A 16,556-nucleotide genomic window follows, 5' to 3' on the forward strand; every position below is an offset into this window, starting at 1 on the left:
CGGGATTTGCCAGTCAGTCGGGCTGGCCTCGAGTGGCGACAACGCTCGTCATCCGATAACAAAAACGGCGACTGTAGCAACTTACAGCAACTCGAGGATAGTCAGCGTCTCGAAGGGGAACGATTCGTCGGCGACCGCGACGGCGCTGAACCCGTTTTCGCCGGCTCGTTCGACGACTTCCTCGACGCCCGTGAGGCTGCTCACGAGCAAGAGAACCACCCCGTCGGGGGCGAGAACGCGGCCGACGTCGTCGAGAAACGGATCGATGACTTCGCGGCCGTCCTCGCCGCCCGAAAGCGCCCGCTCCATCCAGTCGTCCCACTCGGTTTCTGCCTCCGTCGGCAAGTAGGGAGGGTTGAAGACGACCGCATCGAAGGCGTCGTCTTCGAACGGGGTCACCAGATCCGCCTGCACGGGTTCGACGCCGCCACCGCGCGCTTGTGCCAATGCGTGTGGATTCACGTCGGACGCGATCACTCGAGCATCCGTCTCGTCCGCGATTCGGGTTGCGACGTGTCCGGACCCGGTCCCCACTTCGAGAACGAGATCCCTGTCCCCGAGACGCTCACAGGCCGCTTCAGCGAGTAATTGCGAATCCTCGGCCGGCTGGTAAACATCGGTCTCGAGTCCGCGTTGGTCTGTCAGATCCATCTAATCGTCCTCCTGGCTGGCTACCCGTTCGCCTTCCGGATCGGAGCCGGATTCGGCGGCGGACTCGGACCTCGAGTCAGAGTCGGTCACGGAACTCGTCTCGGCGCTGGCATCGTCTCGTTCGTCGTACTCGGTCGATTCCCGCTCGCTCGAGTCGCCGTCCGGATCGGAATTGCTGTCGGCGTCGGTCGGAGACGCACGCTGGTCCCGGCCAGCAATTTCGAATCCACCGCGTTCGGTTCGCCCCGAGAGTTCGCGCTGTGGGTAGGGGATTTTGATGCCTTCTTCCTCGAACGCGTCCTTGATCGCTCCGATGGCGTCCGTCCGGGCCTGCCATCGTCGACGCGCGCTCGGCTTGTCGATCCAGAATCGCGCGCTCAAAAGTACCGCAGAGTCACCGAAGCCCTTCGAGACCACCTGCGGGGCTGGAGCCGCCTGTGCGAGGTCGAGGTCCTCCATCGTCGCTTCGACCAACTCCGACGCTCGCCCGACATCGGTCGCGTAGTCGATGCCGATCTCGATCTCGACGCGGAGTCGGCCGCGCTTCGAGCGGTTGGTAACCATGCTCGAGGCGATGAGATCGTTCGGGATCATGATGTACTCGCCGTCGAACGATTGCACGCGCGTATTGAAGATCGAAATGTCGGTAACGGTCCCCTCGTTATCTTCGACTTCGATCCAGTCGCCGATCTCGAACGGACGGGCGAACATCAACACGAACCCGGCGAGGATCGAACTGATCGTCTGTCTCGCCGCCATGCCGAGCCCCGCGCCGAACAGTCCCGCGCCGACGAGCAAGCCGCTCAGATCGTCGATCCAGACGCCGAGGACGACGAGTAGGGTGATCGACCAGACAGCTACCTGTGAAAGGCGGTGTGTTACCTCCCGCTGGTGGTCGGTGACCGCCGTCGACGAGGCGAACACTTCTCGAATAACCCGCCGGGTGAATCTATTGACAATAAGCCCGCTCAGGAGGATAATGGCCGAAATGACGACGCGGGCGACCGCCGGCGCACCGAGGCCGAGTTCGAGGTAGATATCTCGGACCTCCTGGGTTTGCTGCCAGACACCCAGAATAATCGCCAGCGTGAGGATGCACGTTCCCACGAGAATTGCCATCGTGATAATATCGACGTACAGTGGCCGAACACGGTTGCAGAGCCAATCCTGAACCCGTCGGTACGACAGCAGAACGGCTAGCAAAATCCCGACCGCCGCGGCCGTCACTGCGAGACGCTGGTTTGAGGTTGCGAACTGTTCCCCTAACCAGTCGAATCCGAAGAGTACCTCGAACATCTATTCACCGTTGGACCGAATCGTGGTTGCACCCACCTGTATCCGTCGGTCGAGAAAGGCGTTCGAATGACGACTAGGTGCCCCACAGATCGTTCGTCTACGGGCCGTCTGCGGTGCGTTACCCGTCATCAGTTATTCGCGTCACGTCCGTCGCGAGTTCGGCGAGGGCGGCGAACTCCGTTGGCGTCACGGCACCGGCGCGCTTTCGCAGGAGGTCTTCGTCGGCCGCCTCGACGACCGCGTCGGGATCCTCGAGTTTCGAGATGTGTCCCGTGTTTCGGATCGCGTTGCGCATCGTCTTCCGGCGCTGGGTGAACAGCGCCTTGACGAACCGAAGGAAGAACTGCTCGTCTGCGACCTCGTAGTCCGGATCCCGCGGCGTCGCGCGGACGACAGCGCTCTGGACGGCGGGCGGCGGAGAAAAGGCCTCCTTCGGGATCGATTCGACGAGTTCGACATCGGCGTAGTGCTGGGTCGAGACGGACAGCCTGCCGTACTCGGATGTTCCGGGTTTCGCGACCATCCGCTCGGCGAACTCCTGTTGGAACATCAATACAAGCGGTCGCGACTTCGGCAGTAGCCGAAACGTGATCTCGCTCGAGACGCCGTACGGAAGGTTCGAAACTGATGCGGTGAAATCGGGCAACTCGACCTCGAGTGCGTCCCCCTCGACGACCGTCAGTCGGTCCGCCTCGATCTCGTCGGCGAACTCCTCGCGAAGAAACGCCGCCAATTTTCGATCGCGTTCGACGACGGTCACCCGCTCGCCCGTCTCGAGTAGCCGATCGGTCAACGCCCCGGTCCCGCCACCGATCTCGAGCAGGTGGGAGGTGTCGGCGTCGGTTTCGGATAGATACGTCGGCAACCGATCTAGCACGCGATCGTCGATCAAAAAGTGCTGATCGCGGTCCGGATCGCCGCGGACGCCGGCCCGGGCGATCAGACCGTCTGGGTCTCTCATTGCGCGCCGCTATGGGGCCGTCGAGTGTAAACGCACCGTCTCGGCTCGAGAAGAATCGACTGGTTAGGATTCGTCGCGTTGACCGACGAACGTCTTGTACTTCAGGTCGTCGTCGCGCAACTCCTGAATGATCCGTTCGACGAGGATTTCGTCCGGATCGTGTAGTCCCGAGACGCGATCCTCGAGGTCTTCGAAGCTATCGAAGGGCTTTCGCTTGCGTTCGTCGAGGATCCCGTTTCGTAGTTTCTTCCCGATACCCGGCAGGAGGTTTAACTGGTGAAGACGAAGCGTGATCGGCTGGGCGTCGTTGTAGAAGTCGACGAATCGCTCTTCGTTGTCCTCGACCAGATCCTGGACGACGTACTCCAGTTCCGACTGGGCACCAGAGGAGAGTGTGTCGTAGTCGACCGGATGTGCGTCGACGACGATTTCGCGTTCTTCGTCGGGCTCGACGACGACCTCGCTGCCGATCGTCAGCCGCTCGTCTTCGTCGAACGCAACCTCGTAAAGCCCAAAGTCCTCGATATCCATCGCGTATCCCGCAGGAGACTTCGCGTACTGCGGGCGACCGTCGTCGGAGAGGCCGTGTGCGAGGTAATCAAGCACAACCGTACGGCGAACATTCGTCTCGTCGCGCTCGGCTTCGCTCATTAGGTTCCGATACGGTGACGGCGTACTTAAAGAGTCGGCTCGCTATCACTCGGCTCGGAATTTAAGCGTACTGGGCGACGGTGTTGAGAATGTCGTCGAGTTCGTCTCCGTCCAGCGAGTACCGCTGCTGTGCGTAGACCGATCGCAGTTCGTCGCGGTCCTGTGGGAGGAGATTCGTGATCTTGTACGCCGTTTCCTCGTCGACCTTTTCGTGGTCCTGGAGGTCATCGACGAGCGCTCGAGCGTCTTCGGGCTCGAGGACGGTGAACCGATTGACGTGCTCGATGGTGCGGGCGAGCTCGTAGCGAAGCTCGCGATCCTCATCGAGCGAGCGTTCCGTTTCGATGTCGGCGAGGTGTTCTTTCACTTCCGAAACCGTTAGGAACTCCTCGTCGACGATCGTTTTGAAGATCGTCATTCCTGCGCGCTCATGTGAGCGGCCGAGACGAGTACGATCTTGTCCTTGCCGCCGTCGGTGATCTGAACTTTGAACGCGTCGCCTTGCTTTCCAGTGACGCTACCGGTCTGGCCGTCGAACCGAGGGTGGAAGCGACCGTCTGGAATGCTCGGGTCGATCTTCAGGTGGACTTTCTGGCCCTCGTCGTACTCCTGAATCGCACGCTGTGGCGGCGACGTTCCGCGGTCTCGAGGGTTGTTTGCGAGCTTTCTCCGAGTTCCTTGGCGTGGCCCATTAGATTTCGGCATAGTCGTACGAGCCTTTTGAGCGGTGATGGTTATAAAACGCACGTCTTATCGCCACGGGTTCGATCAGACAGCAGTCATCGGCCGACCGACTCACCGACACCGAACGACTCCTATCAGTACCGAACGACAGCGGCGTCCTCACCGAGTCGCGATCCTCGAATCGCCACGTCGCACACAGACGACCCAAGACGGGAATTTCTTGACGAGAAGTCGAACGAATACGTTAATTATCTCTTATTGATACGAGTGAGTATGGATCGCCCTCCTCGAGACGACCCGCCGTCCGACGGCTCCAAACCGAGCGGTGTCGAGTCGTCTCGTCCGTCCGCAGGAAACGAATCGGCTTCGAACGATGCCGTTTCAAACGGGACAGATTCGAACGGTCCACCGTCTACCGGTACCGTTCCCTCGAGACCGCCGTGGCCTCGTTACCTCGCGATAGCCCTTCTTTGTCTCGTCGGGCTCGCGCTCGCCGTTTCGTTTACCGTCGTGGTGGCCGCCGGAGACGACCTAACGTTTACGGCGGAATCGTTCGATCCCGAAACGGAGCCCGCTGAGGCGGCGACAGCACCGGAAGTGATCGACCTCGAGCAACGCGCCGAAAACAATCCTGACGGCGTCGGCGATGCCTTCGACAGTGCGGCCGAAGAAGGCATCTACGACGAACCCGGCAGCGAGCATCCGGACGAGTTGGTGTTCGTCGCCGACGACAATGATCGGTACGAGTACGCCGTCTACGGCGGCGAGTACTACGAGTGGGAAAGCGCAGTCGGCGACAGTTCTGATCACGTCTTGATCGAACTCGAGCTCACGACCGCTCAGAGCGTGATGGACAGCATCGCGGTGCCGTACGACGAAGCCTCGAGCGAAGCCCAATCCGCGGTCGGCGGCGAGGAAGTGACCGGCTTCGACGTTTCAGAGAAGATCGTTGACGACGACGGAACGTACTACGCGGTGTCGATGGAGAACTCCGGCGCGTTCTTCGTGCAGTTGCTCGTCGCGCCGATCACCGCTGTCCTTCAGTCGGTCGGCGTCGCGTTTCTCGTCGTCGGCGGCTGGCTCCTCCGGAAGGCCGTCGGCGGCGTCTCGAGACCGTTGTCAGCGAAATCGATCGCTGGTATCGCCGGGATCGCGGGTGTCGCGATGGCCAGTATTAGCGTGCTTTCCTCGTCGTTCGGAGCGTTTTCACTCGTTTCGTTACCCGCGATCGCCGCCGCAGTATCGGCGCTCACGCTCGTCGGATTCTTCGCACGCACGCGACAGTTTGGACCGCTCGCCGGCGTGTTGTTCGCAGTACCGATCGCCACCATCACGCTCGCTGGACTTTCTCACGCGATCTTTGGCGGAGCCGCCGGCGGGCTGTTCGGCGGCGTTCTCACGCTGATCGCGCTCGTCGGTGCCGGGCTCTTCGGGTGGCCGCTGATCGCGTACGGCTACTGGTTCACCCCGAGGCCCGACCCGGCGTAATTCGTTTCGGACACGACGGGTCTCGTTTTTCGCGTGTGGTTTGCACGCTCGTTTTACCAGGCCGTTGGCACAACAGTAATCCGCCCGGGCGACGCGCACACGCATATGGATAACTCGAGCGAGGAGGACGGCACCGAGGACGACTACAGCATCGAAACCAGATCGATCCACGCCGGCCAACACCCCGACGAGGAAACGGGTGCCCTGATGACGCCCATCCACGCGAATTCGACCTACGAGCAGGATGCTCCCGGCGACCATCGAGGATACGAGTACTCCCGAACTGGAAACCCGACCCGGACGGATCTCGAGGCAAACCTCGCGAGTCTCGAGAACGCCGAATTCGGCCGCGCGTTCTCGAGCGGGATGGCGTCGATCAACACCGTCTTGAACCTCCTCGAGTCGGGCGACCACGTCGTTACGGGCAACGACGTCTACGGCGGAACGCACCGCATCTTCACGCAGGTCTACGAGGAGTACGATATCGAATTTTCCTTCGTCGATATGACCGATCTCTCGGCACTCGAGGGCGCGTTTCAGGAGAACACCGAACTGCTCTGGCTCGAGACGCCGACGAATCCGCTCATGTCCATCGTCGACATCGAGGGGGCGGCCGAGATCGCCCACGCCGAGAACGCGATCTGCGCCATCGACAACACCTTCGCGACGCCGTACCTCCAGCGACCGCTCGAGTTGGGCGCTGACGTCGTCTCTCACTCACTTACCAAGTACCTCGGCGGACACTCCGACGTCGTCGGCGGCGCGTTGGTGACTAACGACGAGTCGCTGGACGAACGATTCGGATTCTATCAAAACTCCGTCGGCGCGACGCCCGGCCCTTTCGAGTCATTTCTCGTCCTTCGGGGGACGAAGACGCTCCCCGTTCGAATGGACCGCCACTGCGAGAACGCCCGCGCGATCGCGACGTGGCTCGAGGACCACCCCGACGTGGAGCGGGTGTACTATCCAGGCCTCGACTCGCACCCGGGACACGAAATCGCCGCCGACCAGATGGACGACTTCGGGGGCATGCTGAGCTTCGAACTCGACGCCACGCTCGAGGAGGCGGGCGCGGTCGTCTCGAACACCAACGTGTTCACCCTCGCGGAGAGTCTGGGGGGCGTCGAGAGCCTGATCGAACAGCCGGCGCCGATGACCCACGCGGCGATACCGCGAAAAGAGCGCCTCGAAGCCGGGCTGACGGACGGACTTATCCGCGCGAGCGTCGGGATCGAACACGTCGACGACCTGATCGCCGATCTCGAGGGGGCGATCGACGACGCGCTGTACTGATACGGTTTACTGTCAGTCATTTCCGGCGTAACCCCGTCCAGTCCTGCGGTTGTGCCGGTGGACTCGCTCCGCTCCTCCACCGAGGCTCGTCTCACACGGTTCGACTCACCGCCGGTAAATCGGTACAGTAATCCGTATGAACGCGACGGCGCGCGGTTCGTCGAGTACCCCTTCTCGACTCTCTTTCCTGTACGCATTTGATCCCGCGGTGCGAACAGCGGCACATGACACCACCGGAAACGGACGCAGGGGTTCACGCACTTGCACTCACGCTCGAGTTTCACGGCCGGGAGCTGACGATCACGCCGACGGTCGTCGAAACCGATCGGGGGCTGATCCTCGTCGACGTCGGTCCCGAGGGCGCGGTCGATCCCCTCGAGACGGCGCTTGCCGATCTCGGATTTTCCGTGTCCGATCTCTGGCTCGTCGTGTTGACCCACCACGACGGCGATCACGCGGGCGGTCTCGAGGAGCTCCGTTCGCGCGTCGATGTGCCGGTGGCTGCCCACCCTGACGAAACGCCGTACATCACCGGCAAAGAGATGCCGATCAAGGGCGACGGGGATCGGTATCCGCCGGAATCTGTCGATATCGAACTCGTCGGCGGGACTCGACTGTCGACGGCCGTCGGTCCGATGGAACTCCTCGAGACGCCCGGTCACTCGCCGGGTCACCTCTCGCTGTACGTTCCCGACGAACGGCTTCTGATCGCCGGTGACGCGCTCGTCTCGGACGGAGCCGAATCGCTCTCCGGCCCGAAATCCGAGTTCACGCCCGAAATGGACCGCGCCCTCGAGTCGGTCGAAACGCTCGCCGCCCTCGAGATCGACCACGTGCTCTGTTTCCACGGCGGGTACAGCCGATCGGGCAGCGACCGAATTGCCGAAATCGGTCGAGTGCACTCGAGCTAAGCCGGTATTTCACACCGCCCAGCGAAGCGGAAATCTCATCGGGCCGCGGGTAGTACGCTCGGCCATGCAAATCGAACTTCGCGTCTGTCAGCACTGTCTCGACGGCGATCACGGCAACGAGAAGCGAACGGAGGTCATGCACGACATGGTCAACTGCGCCGAGAAGATCAAAGCGCACAAAGACGTCATCGACCTCGATGCGGTCCACATCCGGAAGGTTCGAGAGGACGAGTCCGGAAAACCCAAATCGCTTCCCGTCGTCGCCGCCTCGATCCAGAACAATCAGGTCGCGCTGAACGAACTCCAGCTCGTGACGGAAGGCCAGGACGGAAACATGCTGATTTACATCGACCCGCAGGACGTGTTGACGGTTCTCGCCGGGAACCTCGACGAAATCAGCAAGGCCGTCACCGAAGACGTGACCATCGACCTCTCCTCGACCGGCGCACAGATGGTCTCGGAAGCCGACCTCGGCGCTCGAGGCCCGGATAACTGAGCCACTGCCGATTCGTTTCTCCCGTGGTACCGCCTAGAGGAGTTAAACCTTCTAGAGAGGGTGGAAAACTCCGATAGAGGGGGAAGAAGCTGGACTGGAACGGAACGCCGTCGAAAGAGGCGCTTGGAGCAAAACGAGAACGAGCCCGAATCGATTTTCGAAGCTGTTGCTATCCGGGGTGAAAAACGATCGAAAACGGCGTTACGTTATATTCGACCGACGTTCTCGACGCCGACACTTTCGACGCCTTCGACGTCACTAAAGTGTTCTTCGACGGTTTCGGTTCCGCCCGCGCCGTCGGGAACGATGACCGTCGCGTACAGGGCGACGAGACCGAACGCAACTTCTTCGCGTTCGGTTCCGTTGATCTTGGCGCCCTCCGGAAGGGCGGTCTCGAGGCGCTCTTGGAGTGCATCGAGGTCGATATCCGGGCTGTTCGGCATGACCTTGATTTTGGCGGCTACTTTTCCCATTGGAATCCCTTATGGTCCGGTGAATCCGCAATCGTTGCACTCGTAGAGGTTGCTCTGTTTTCGACACTTTGCACAGCGGTAAATCTGTTTGCCACATTCCGGGCACTTGAACGCTGCAGCGTTCGTTCCCGAGATGTTGATCCCACAAGAGACACAGGAACGCGTCTCTCGTCTATCCGTGGAACTCATACAGCCACCTTCCCTCCCGCCGCTTTTAACGGTTGTCTTTCCGTTCCTCGGTGAGCAACCATCCCGAGGACGAACATTCAAACCCGTACCGTCCGTAGCTCGAGTGAATGCGCCTCGACGACTACATCGAGGAATTAGAGCCCGACGAGGAGGCGGAGCGACGGCGTCTCGCGAAGGAGAAGTCCTACGCGATCACGGACCACCTCGAGGACTTCGAACGGAACTTCGAACAATCCCTTTCGGGTGACACCCTCGTCGGATCGACAGCCCCCTCCATCTTCGTCGGTCGGTCGAACTACCCGGATATCCCGATCGGCTTGCTCTCGCCCGTCGGGGACGAAGAGCAGGCCGAAGAGTACGTTACCGACGGTAAGTGGTACCAGCAGGGATACGCCATCGACGACGTCCTCCAGCGCCGAACCGGTCTGTTGAACTCGAGCAAGCCCGCGAACGTCGATTCCCCGAGCATCGCCAGTCGACTCGCACCGTCCGTCGACGACGTCTGGGACGGCTTCGTCGGCGTCCAGCGCGAGGTGGCGATTTCGGATCGGCCGGTCGACCTCGAGATCGGTCTCGACGACACGCCGGATCTGGGTCTCGACGCCGGAACCGACGTGGCGACGCCGCGCGGACCGCGGGCCAACGCGAAAAACGCCGATTTGCGGGAGAACCCTCACGTTCCGAAGGCGGTGAAGAAGACCTTAGAGGACGACGACTGGCAGGCACAGGGGGCGATGACCTACCTCTATCGCCGCGGGTTCGACGTCTACGAAATCAACTCGATCCTTTCTGCCGGCGCGCTCGGCGAGACGAAACAGCGCCGACTCGTTCCGACGCGGTGGTCGATCACCGCCGTCGACGACACCGTCGGCCAGTTCGTCCGCGGCCAGATTCGAACGAACCCGAGCATCAACGAGGTGCAGGTCTGGGCCAACGAGTACATGGGCAATCGCTACTGGATCATCCTCTCGCCCGGCCGGTGGGAGTTCGAACTCGTCGAAATGAAAGCGCCCGGCAGCATCTGGAACCCGAATCCAGAGGACGCGGTCTGGATGGCCAGCGCAAGCGAGGGCTACGAGGGGCGAACCGGCTACGTCGAGGAAACGGCGGGAGCCTACTACGCGGCCCGATTGGGCGTGCTCGAGCATCTGGAATCCATCGGCAGGCAGGCGAAGTGTCTGGTTTTGCGCGAGGTGAGCGACGACTACTGGGCCCCCGTCGGCGTCTGGCAGGTCCGCGAGAGCGTCAGGAACGCCTTCGACGGCGCACCCGGAGACGCCGACGAACAGGGGCTCGACGGTCGAGAGTCGATCGCCGGCGAGTACGGCGAAGCCGAAACCTTCCACGACGCGGTCGCGAAAGTCTCGAGGCGGCTCCCCGTTTCCCACCAGCGACTCCGCAGGAAATCGGAACTCGCCGCAGGATTGCAATCCAGTCTCGATGCGTTCTCGAGCGGGAGTTTGACTCGCTGAGCGGAGGCGGGGCCGTACACTCGTTTTCCCCGTAACTCACTTCGCCCTCGAGAGTCCTCGATCGCTAGTCGTCGACCGCGACCGCGACGAACCGAAGTCGGCGATAGTCAGCGGTCCAGGAGCCGTCGCGAAACAGCGTCGGCCTGAGTTCGTCCTCGACGGCGCCAATGATCTCGTCCCGCTCGTCGTCCGGAACCGAGTCGAAAAACTCCTCGCCGAACATTCCGATCCAGTTCGCGAGACCGTCCGCTCCGTCTTCGAGCGTCGTCGGCCGGTCGAACAAGCGAGCCATCCGGACCTCGAAGCCGTGGGACTCGAGTCGCGGCGCGTACTCGCCGATCGACGGAAAGTACCACGGGTGTTCGTTGTCGTACCCACGTCGGTGTAACTCGGTTTCGAGGGCGTCGACGATCGACTGCACGTTCTTCGCCCCGCCGAGTTCGGCGACGAATCGACCGCCCGGACGGAGCGCGTCTCGAGCGGACTCGAGGATTCCTTCCTGATCGGAGATCCAGTGTAACGCCGCGTTCGAGAAGACGGCGTCGAACGGCTCGTCGGCGGTGAACTCGGTTGCGTCTGTGCGGACAAACGAATAATTCGCATCCGACGGGTCCGAGGTCGGATGCGACGACCGAGCCTGTTCGATCATGGCTTCAGACTGATCGATACCGACGACAGTCGCTCCGCTCGCCGCAATTTCGCTCGTCAGCTGTCCCGTCCCACAGCCGATATCGAGTATTCGTTCGTCTTGGACGGGATCGAGCCGATCGAGAAGGGCTTTGCCGTACTCGTAGACGAACGAGTGTGAACCGTCGTAAGCGTCGGGGTCCCACGGCTGGTCGTTTCGAGAGGGTTCCATTACGATCCGTTAACGAACGGAACCCCTTTAGCTGATCCGGCACAGAACGGACGTATGACAGTTCCAGGAGCGCTCCCACCCGACCTCTTTACCGCACTGGCGGTGATCTTTCTCCTGTTGGGTGTTCCGCTGATCCTGTTCACCCTCATCATGCTCTACACGGGCTACGTTCGATACGACGCCGAGCAGTACCTCGAGGAACTCGAGAACGAACGGGACGAAGAGGGTGAAAGGAAAGAACAGGGTGCACGAGCCGAACGGGCATCCGTCGAAGGTGAACGCGAACGCGCCGAGGGAGAGCGTTCGGAAACCGCAACGAACTCGGCTACGGATCCGGTCGACCGTCACTCGCCAGCGACATCCGAAGAAGGTGTGGTGGGCGACTCGGACGACGGTTCGGCCGAATCGGATGTGGACGACGATTCGAGGTCTCCGTAGGCGTCACCGAATACGTTCAGTCCCGCCTTGAACACCGCGAGCAGAACGGGACCGAGGAACAGCCCCATAATGCCGAGCAGATAGATCCCGCCGATCACGCCGACGAGCACAACGGCGGGATGGAGCCCCGATTCTCGGTCGACGAAAATCGCACGCAGATAATTGTCGACGACGGAGAGAACGGCGATACCGTACACCAACAGAATAGCCGCGCTCACCGGTTCGCCGGCGACGAAGAGATAGCCGACGGCGGGGCCCCAGACGAGCCAGATCCCGATCGCCGGCAGGAACGAGACGATGATCATAACGACCGTCCAGAAGGCGACGTTGGGGACGCCGAGGAGCCAGAGACCGATTCCGCCGAGAATTCCTTCGACCAGCGCCACGAGAACGTGACTGTAGATAACCGCCCACGTGACCGTTTCGACTTCATCGAACAGTTCCTCGCGAACGTCGGCCTCGAGCGGCGCGATCGAACTCACCCAAGCGACGAACTCGGGACCGTCGACGAGCAGGTAGTACAGCAAGAACAACAACACCATTAGCCCGAGCGCCATTTCGATCGTCGTGTTCACGAGGGTGATCAACTCGGCGAGGACGAACTCCACCGATTCGGAAAGAAACGTCTCGAGTTCCGTCACGAGGTGGGTCTCGACTGAATCGATCGTCTCCGACTCGACGCCGAGTTCGAGGGCTAACTCTCGGACGGTCTCGATAGCGGCGAGTTCGTCGAAACCGTCCAGAAACGAAAACACCGTATCGAAGATCACGATCGAGAAGGCCAACAACGGTACGACCGCCGCGACGACGGCGAACGCGGTGAGCAGTAACGCCGAGACTCTGAGACCGACTCGCTCCTCGAGCCTCCGGTGGGCCGGATAACACACGAACGCGAGGAGACAGGCGGCGATGATGTACTGAAACAGTGGGGCGACCATCATCGCGGTAATCGCTCCGAGGAGGACCAACAGGAAGGCGAAGAATCCGGTTCGTACGTCCATATGCGGACATCTCACTTCGGGTACGTAAACGTTGACACTCCAAACAGTCTCGTTATATTATATAAAGAGCGGATACTGCGAGGCGATCGATCGAGGTCTCCGCTACCGGTCGCAATCGACGGATCTCCGTTCCAATCGCGGATCGACACCGGGCCACTCGAGGACGCGGCAACCGAGGTTCTGAGACGACGCTCTCCGCGGCGATGAACAGTGCTGCGGCGAGGAACACTGCCGTGGCGAGAAACACTGCCGCGACGAGGAACAAGTGACTACAGGTTTGCGTACGCGGTGTCGACCATCTCGCTCGTCTCGTCCACGATCGCTTGCCAGTTTTCGTCGTCGGGCGCGATGCCGAGGAGTCGGGCGATCTTCATGATCGAAACGTGGTAGACGACCTGTTTTCCGGGTTCCTCTTCCCAGACGATCACGTTACAGGGGAAGAGCCCGCCCATCTTCTTCGTCACGTCGAGTACTCGATCCGCCATCTTCGGGTTGCAGGCACCGAGCACGTAGTAGGGGTCTCTGTCGGCGTCGACCTTCTCGTTGAGCAGTTCCGAGGGCGAAAACTCGGCTGGAACGCCGAATCCCGCTTGTTCGAATACGCCACGAGTGTGTTCGATCGCCTCCTCGTGATCCATCTCGAGGACCGCGCGGTGTTCACCGTAGTGCTCGGGGTCGATTTCGGTCGGGTCAATTGGCAGACTCATATCTCTCGATTCGTGTTCGGGACGGAAAAATAGTCCCCAGCGACGATTCATTCACCGAACACCACCTTTCGTGCCGATGACGTGTCTCGAGTGGACGGTCTGCTCGATCGGAAGGTCACTCTATCGTGGTGCCCGTATTAAGCCGAACGCGGTGGTTCGATACTTCCATGACCGAACACGTACTCGTGCCGATCGACGAAACACCGCTTCTCGAAGACGTCGTAGGCTACGCGCTCGAACGATATCCCGAGGCCCACATCACGGTGTTACACGTCAGCACCGTCGCCGAAGACGCCCCGCTCGAGATCGAGGCCGCTCCACCCGCCGACGAGTGGCGAGAGACGCCAACAGATCTGTTCGAGCGCGCGAAGGCGGTCGCAAACTCCCACGACCGCGAAATTGAGACCGTTACGCTGTTCGGTTCGGTGGCACGAGCGATCTTGCAGTACGAACAGGAGCAGGGAGTCGACGCGATCGTCGTCGGGAGCCACGGCCGACACGGGCTCGAACGACTCCTCATCGGGAGCGTCGCCGAAACGATCGCCCAGCGCGCTACGGTCCCAGTCACTATCGTTAGATAACAGCTATTGTCGACTGCCGTCGTCGGGGAAGCACGCCTTCTGAGAAGCGTGAACGAGTGAGTTGGAGCCCGTTCGCGCGTCGAAGGATCGGTCAACCGGCCGTTTCGGATCCCGATTAAAGCGGTATCGGAAGCCACTCGAGGTACTCGAGCACTCCCGTCGGATCGAACAGCGGATCGTGAAGCACCAGCCAGTCGAGGAAGACGAGGCCGACGCCGTGGGCGATCACCGACGGGAGAATCGAGTTCGACTTGTAGTCGACCGCGCCGAAGAGGATGTCGGTGGGCCCCGAAAGCAAGAACTCGATCGGCGGTTTCGAGGAGTGGTGGATCATGTAGACGATGGGGCTGATGAGCACCGCCTTGAATCCGATCTCTTTGACGCCGACACAGAGCAATCCGCGGTAGTATGTTTCCGCCGCAAGCGCGAGGATGAACAACTTGATCGCGTGGGGGATGAACTCCCCGGGGGCAGCCGACGTTTCCCACATTGGATAAAACTGTCTGATCGTGGGAAGCGTCGAACCGACGAGGTAAAACGGAAGGACGAACAGCGAGAGCAGTATCGCGTTTCGAATCGCGACTCGATTGATGGTCCAGCCGATTCGCCGGCCGTGTGTCAATCCGAGCGCGAGCGGGCCGACGATCAGTAACAATCCGTCGACGACGACCCGTTCGTCCAGCCCCGACGGAACGGTTCGCGTCCACAGAATCGTCAGTATCGCACCGGTAAGAAGCGACTTCTGAAACCACGAGAGGCGATTGAACTGGTCGCGTAGCCAGCGAACGCTGCTGCTTTCGTCCTCGATTGCCACGGGTAGTTACTCGCTCGCGGTCTCGACGGGCCCGGTGCCGATAACGTCCCTGACGTGGGCTTCGAACTCCTGATAGCGCTCGAAGTACGTCTCCTCGACATCGACGAGGACGCTCGACAGTTCCTGGGGACCCTCAGGTGTCCTGATGACGCTGTCACCCTCGAGCCGACCGATCTCGCTCTTTTCTTTCGGCCACGTGAGCCGGGAGCTCACTCGAGCCAGCGGTGCACCCTCGACCGGCGTCCCTTCCCCGAGGGATACGGCGGGTTCCGTCTCTTCTTCGTCGTCGCTCATGCTGGGCACTTTGCAAGCGTCTCGATTCAAGCTTTCGCTTCGAACAGTGTTCCGTTGGCTACCGAGCGATCGATCACCCTAATCAAAACCGTCTCCCGCGGAATTTCCGTGATTGCTCCCTCCTCAGCCGTTGTTTCCACACAATATGTGTCCGGGACTCGATGTGTGTCTGACGTATCGTTTTTTGTGGTGTGAGTACGAACCCCCTCACCATGACCAGCCTGACGGAGGTCTATCAAGGAACCGAACGGGAGGTGTCGAGCCTCCGACGGCTGTACGCAGGAACGATTCTCGTCGCTATCGGGGCGATGCTGGCAGTTGTGGCCGTTCTCGTCGCCACGACAGACCTCTTCTCGGGATACTTCACCGACCAGTTCGCCGCACTCGAGACCGCGGGGATTCTGGCCGGCGTCGGCGTTCCGGCTGCACTCGTCGGCGTCTTCATCGTCTTACCGGCGTCTCGCCGAGTCAAAGCCGCGGCTGCGATCGGAGCGAGCCTCTGCTTGCTCGGCGTCGCACTCTTCTGGCACGCGTATCCCCACCACTGGCGTGGCTACGGTGACAACCTCACACTCCACGTCTCCGCCGTCTACCTTCTCGGACTGTTTACCGCACTCTGGTGTCTGTTCACCGCCGTCGTCAACTTCAAAACGCGAAACGATCCGGGCGGCATGCTCGAGATGAACGTCACCCGGAAAGGGGAGACGAAAATCGTCGAAGTGGACAACTCGAGCGGCGGGCCTCTCGGCGGCGTCGGGCTTCTCGGGAGCGATCCGGACGGCGAAGTCGAGACGCAGACGAACGTCGGATCGGACTCGACATCGACTTCAACCGGCGAGGCTGATGGAACTGGCGGCGTTGCCGGCGCTGGCACGGTCGCAACCAGCGACGGCGGCTCGAAGGCGGCTGCTATCGACTCGCCGCTCGAGACGAGCGACGGTCGCGATGCGGAGTTCGTCGACGCCCCCGTCGAACCCGACGAATCGGGCGAGCCTGCGGATCAGTACTGCGGGAACTGCCGACACTTCGAGTACGTTCGAACGTCCTCGGGCATGGTACCGTACTGTGGCTATCACGACGGTGCGATGGAGAACATGGACGCCTGCGAGGAGTGGACCCCGAACAAACGCGACGCGAGCCTCGACTTCGAGTGACGTCCAACTGGTTGTTCGGCTGGTTTCGAAGGCTAAAACGGCTGGGTACGGGATTCGAAACGCCGACACATCTTTCGTTCTGAATCGAGGCCCCTCACTGCTGTTCGATGCTGAGACGGTCTGCTGTCAGTCATTTCCGGAGC

The 16,556-nt window shown here is 61.2% G+C and carries 21 protein-coding genes; 8 read left to right on the forward strand and 13 right to left on the reverse strand.

What is annotated here, in order from left to right; translation table 11 throughout:
- Positions 1-81: 81 nt before the first annotated feature.
- The 6 genes from ACZ5C7_RS18585 to ACZ5C7_RS18610 all read right to left on the reverse strand — a co-directional run bounded on the left by ACZ5C7_RS18585 (position 82) and on the right by ACZ5C7_RS18610 (position 4,264).
- A complete protein-coding gene (locus tag ACZ5C7_RS18585) occupies positions 82-651 on the reverse strand; it encodes a HemK2/MTQ2 family protein methyltransferase (protein ID WP_464377756.1) in 570 nt (189 codons plus the stop codon).
- Positions 652-1,947: a mechanosensitive ion channel family protein gene (locus tag ACZ5C7_RS18590; RefSeq protein WP_464377757.1), complete on the reverse strand. Its 1,296-nt coding sequence runs from the start codon at positions 1,945-1,947 to the stop codon at positions 652-654.
- Positions 1,948-2,065: 118 nt separating this feature from the next.
- On the reverse strand, positions 2,066-2,908 hold the full coding sequence (locus tag ACZ5C7_RS18595; protein ID WP_464377758.1) for a 16S ribosomal RNA methyltransferase A: 843 nt from the start codon (positions 2,906-2,908) through the stop codon (positions 2,066-2,068).
- 63 nt (positions 2,909-2,971) lie between these two features.
- Complete coding sequence (locus ACZ5C7_RS18600; protein WP_464377759.1) at positions 2,972-3,559, reverse strand: DUF655 domain-containing protein; 588 nt, start codon at positions 3,557-3,559, stop codon at positions 2,972-2,974.
- A 61-nt stretch (positions 3,560-3,620) separates the two neighbouring features.
- A complete protein-coding gene (locus ACZ5C7_RS18605) occupies positions 3,621-3,977 on the reverse strand; it encodes an RNA polymerase Rpb4 family protein (RefSeq protein WP_464377760.1) in 357 nt (118 codons plus the stop codon).
- A complete protein-coding gene (locus ACZ5C7_RS18610) occupies positions 3,974-4,264 on the reverse strand; it encodes a 50S ribosomal protein L21e (protein ID WP_464377761.1) in 291 nt (96 codons plus the stop codon). The genes ACZ5C7_RS18605 and ACZ5C7_RS18610 overlap by 4 nt, the downstream gene beginning before the upstream one ends.
- Before the next feature lie 252 nt (positions 4,265-4,516).
- On the opposite strand from ACZ5C7_RS18610, the gene ACZ5C7_RS18615 reads away from it, so the two are divergent.
- The 4 genes from ACZ5C7_RS18615 to ACZ5C7_RS18630 all read left to right on the forward strand — a co-directional run bounded on the left by ACZ5C7_RS18615 (position 4,517) and on the right by ACZ5C7_RS18630 (position 8,431).
- A complete protein-coding gene (locus tag ACZ5C7_RS18615; RefSeq protein WP_464377762.1) occupies positions 4,517-5,731 on the forward strand; it encodes a DUF8127 domain-containing protein in 1,215 nt (404 codons plus the stop codon).
- Positions 5,732-5,836: 105 nt separating this feature from the next.
- Positions 5,837-7,024: a cystathionine gamma-synthase gene (locus tag ACZ5C7_RS18620; RefSeq protein ID WP_464377763.1), complete on the forward strand. Its 1,188-nt coding sequence runs from the start codon at positions 5,837-5,839 to the stop codon at positions 7,022-7,024.
- A gap of 224 nt (positions 7,025-7,248) precedes the next feature.
- The gene (locus tag ACZ5C7_RS18625) at positions 7,249-7,935 is read left to right on the forward strand and encodes an MBL fold metallo-hydrolase (protein WP_464377764.1); all 687 of its coding nucleotides are present in this window, start codon (positions 7,249-7,251) and stop codon (positions 7,933-7,935) included.
- Positions 7,936-7,999: 64 nt separating this feature from the next.
- Positions 8,000-8,431 carry a hypothetical protein gene (locus ACZ5C7_RS18630; RefSeq protein WP_464377765.1) on the forward strand — a complete coding sequence of 144 codons (432 nt, stop codon included), beginning with the start codon at positions 8,000-8,002 and terminating at the stop codon, positions 8,429-8,431.
- A gap of 206 nt (positions 8,432-8,637) precedes the next feature.
- On the opposite strand, the gene ACZ5C7_RS18635 is transcribed toward ACZ5C7_RS18630, so the two are convergent.
- Positions 8,638-8,904, reverse strand: coding sequence for an elongation factor 1-beta (locus ACZ5C7_RS18635; protein ID WP_464377766.1), 267 nt, complete (start codon positions 8,902-8,904; stop codon positions 8,638-8,640).
- Positions 8,905-8,913: 9 nt separating this feature from the next.
- Positions 8,914-9,093 carry an HVO_2753 family zinc finger protein gene (locus ACZ5C7_RS18640; protein WP_464377767.1) on the reverse strand — a complete coding sequence of 60 codons (180 nt, stop codon included), beginning with the start codon at positions 9,091-9,093 and terminating at the stop codon, positions 8,914-8,916.
- Between the two features lie 107 nt (positions 9,094-9,200).
- Here ACZ5C7_RS18640 and nreA point away from each other — a divergent pair, with 107 nt between their 5' ends.
- Entirely contained in the window at positions 9,201-10,565 is a 1,365-nt protein-coding gene (gene nreA / locus ACZ5C7_RS18645; RefSeq protein ID WP_464377768.1) for a DNA repair protein NreA, read from the forward strand.
- 64 nt (positions 10,566-10,629) lie between these two features.
- Here nreA and ACZ5C7_RS18650 read toward each other — a convergent pair whose 3' ends face one another.
- Complete coding sequence (locus ACZ5C7_RS18650) at positions 10,630-11,424, reverse strand: class I SAM-dependent methyltransferase (RefSeq protein WP_464377769.1); 795 nt, start codon at positions 11,422-11,424, stop codon at positions 10,630-10,632.
- A gap of 54 nt (positions 11,425-11,478) precedes the next feature.
- Here ACZ5C7_RS18650 and ACZ5C7_RS18655 point away from each other — a divergent pair, with 54 nt between their 5' ends.
- Positions 11,479-11,862 carry a hypothetical protein gene (locus ACZ5C7_RS18655; protein WP_464377770.1) on the forward strand — a complete coding sequence of 128 codons (384 nt, stop codon included), beginning with the start codon at positions 11,479-11,481 and terminating at the stop codon, positions 11,860-11,862.
- Here the strand turns inward: ACZ5C7_RS18655 and ACZ5C7_RS18660 are convergent.
- Both ACZ5C7_RS18660 and ACZ5C7_RS18665 read right to left on the reverse strand, forming a co-directional pair.
- A complete protein-coding gene (locus ACZ5C7_RS18660) occupies positions 11,769-12,863 on the reverse strand; it encodes an AI-2E family transporter (RefSeq protein ID WP_464377771.1) in 1,095 nt (364 codons plus the stop codon). The two genes, ACZ5C7_RS18655 and ACZ5C7_RS18660, sit on opposite strands and share 94 nt — an antisense overlap.
- Before the next feature lie 269 nt (positions 12,864-13,132).
- A complete protein-coding gene (locus ACZ5C7_RS18665; RefSeq protein ID WP_464377772.1) occupies positions 13,133-13,570 on the reverse strand; it encodes a DUF302 domain-containing protein in 438 nt (145 codons plus the stop codon).
- A 167-nt stretch (positions 13,571-13,737) separates the two neighbouring features.
- On the opposite strand from ACZ5C7_RS18665, the gene ACZ5C7_RS18670 reads away from it, so the two are divergent.
- Positions 13,738-14,151 (forward strand): universal stress protein, encoded by a 414-nt coding sequence (locus ACZ5C7_RS18670; RefSeq protein WP_464377773.1) that lies wholly within the window; start codon positions 13,738-13,740, stop codon positions 14,149-14,151.
- A 115-nt stretch (positions 14,152-14,266) separates the two neighbouring features.
- Here ACZ5C7_RS18670 and ACZ5C7_RS18675 read toward each other — a convergent pair whose 3' ends face one another.
- Positions 14,267-14,965 carry a CPBP family glutamic-type intramembrane protease gene (locus tag ACZ5C7_RS18675; RefSeq protein ID WP_464377774.1) on the reverse strand — a complete coding sequence of 233 codons (699 nt, stop codon included), beginning with the start codon at positions 14,963-14,965 and terminating at the stop codon, positions 14,267-14,269.
- Between the two features lie 6 nt (positions 14,966-14,971).
- Positions 14,972-15,259, reverse strand: a complete 288-nt coding sequence (locus ACZ5C7_RS18680) for a DUF5789 family protein (protein WP_464377775.1) — start codon at positions 15,257-15,259, stop codon at positions 14,972-14,974.
- 212 nt (positions 15,260-15,471) lie between these two features.
- On the opposite strand from ACZ5C7_RS18680, the gene ACZ5C7_RS18685 reads away from it, so the two are divergent.
- Positions 15,472-16,413 carry a cell division protein CdpA domain-containing protein gene (locus ACZ5C7_RS18685; RefSeq protein WP_464377776.1) on the forward strand — a complete coding sequence of 314 codons (942 nt, stop codon included), beginning with the start codon at positions 15,472-15,474 and terminating at the stop codon, positions 16,411-16,413.
- The last annotated feature ends 143 nt before the right edge of the window (positions 16,414-16,556 follow it).

The organism is Halostagnicola alkaliphila (assembly GCF_055379965.1).

What these genes read in the sequence shown, in the direction of transcription:
- ACZ5C7_RS18590 (WP_464377757.1), bottom strand. Translation starts at nt 1,947, where the DNA reads ATGTTCGAGGTACTCTTCGGATTCGACTGGTTAGGGGAACAGTTCGCA.
- ACZ5C7_RS18585 (WP_464377756.1), bottom strand. Translation starts at nt 651, where the DNA reads ATGGATCTGACAGACCAACGCGGACTCGAGACCGATGTTTACCAGCCG.
- ACZ5C7_RS18615 (WP_464377762.1), top strand. Translation starts at nt 4,517, where the DNA reads ATGGATCGCCCTCCTCGAGACGACCCGCCGTCCGACGGCTCCAAACCG.
- ACZ5C7_RS18660 (WP_464377771.1), bottom strand. Translation starts at nt 12,863, where the DNA reads ATGGACGTACGAACCGGATTCTTCGCCTTCCTGTTGGTCCTCCTCGGA.
- ACZ5C7_RS18595 (WP_464377758.1), bottom strand. Translation starts at nt 2,908, where the DNA reads ATGAGAGACCCAGACGGTCTGATCGCCCGGGCCGGCGTCCGCGGCGAT.
- ACZ5C7_RS18680 (WP_464377775.1), bottom strand. Translation starts at nt 15,259, where the DNA reads ATGAGCGACGACGAAGAAGAGACGGAACCCGCCGTATCCCTCGGGGAA.
- ACZ5C7_RS18665 (WP_464377772.1), bottom strand. Translation starts at nt 13,570, where the DNA reads ATGAGTCTGCCAATTGACCCGACCGAAATCGACCCCGAGCACTACGGT.
- ACZ5C7_RS18655 (WP_464377770.1), top strand. Translation starts at nt 11,479, where the DNA reads ATGACAGTTCCAGGAGCGCTCCCACCCGACCTCTTTACCGCACTGGCG.
- ACZ5C7_RS18635 (WP_464377766.1), bottom strand. Translation starts at nt 8,904, where the DNA reads ATGGGAAAAGTAGCCGCCAAAATCAAGGTCATGCCGAACAGCCCGGAT.
- ACZ5C7_RS18670 (WP_464377773.1), top strand. Translation starts at nt 13,738, where the DNA reads ATGACCGAACACGTACTCGTGCCGATCGACGAAACACCGCTTCTCGAA.
- nreA (WP_464377768.1), top strand. Translation starts at nt 9,201, where the DNA reads ATGCGCCTCGACGACTACATCGAGGAATTAGAGCCCGACGAGGAGGCG.
- ACZ5C7_RS18625 (WP_464377764.1), top strand. Translation starts at nt 7,249, where the DNA reads ATGACACCACCGGAAACGGACGCAGGGGTTCACGCACTTGCACTCACG.
- ACZ5C7_RS18630 (WP_464377765.1), top strand. Translation starts at nt 8,000, where the DNA reads ATGCAAATCGAACTTCGCGTCTGTCAGCACTGTCTCGACGGCGATCAC.
- ACZ5C7_RS18650 (WP_464377769.1), bottom strand. Translation starts at nt 11,424, where the DNA reads ATGGAACCCTCTCGAAACGACCAGCCGTGGGACCCCGACGCTTACGAC.
- ACZ5C7_RS18685 (WP_464377776.1), top strand. Translation starts at nt 15,472, where the DNA reads ATGACCAGCCTGACGGAGGTCTATCAAGGAACCGAACGGGAGGTGTCG.
- ACZ5C7_RS18610 (WP_464377761.1), bottom strand. Translation starts at nt 4,264, where the DNA reads ATGCCGAAATCTAATGGGCCACGCCAAGGAACTCGGAGAAAGCTCGCA.
- ACZ5C7_RS18620 (WP_464377763.1), top strand. Translation starts at nt 5,837, where the DNA reads ATGGATAACTCGAGCGAGGAGGACGGCACCGAGGACGACTACAGCATC.
- ACZ5C7_RS18605 (WP_464377760.1), bottom strand. Translation starts at nt 3,977, where the DNA reads ATGACGATCTTCAAAACGATCGTCGACGAGGAGTTCCTAACGGTTTCG.
- ACZ5C7_RS18640 (WP_464377767.1), bottom strand. Translation starts at nt 9,093, where the DNA reads ATGAGTTCCACGGATAGACGAGAGACGCGTTCCTGTGTCTCTTGTGGG.
- ACZ5C7_RS18600 (WP_464377759.1), bottom strand. Translation starts at nt 3,559, where the DNA reads ATGAGCGAAGCCGAGCGCGACGAGACGAATGTTCGCCGTACGGTTGTG.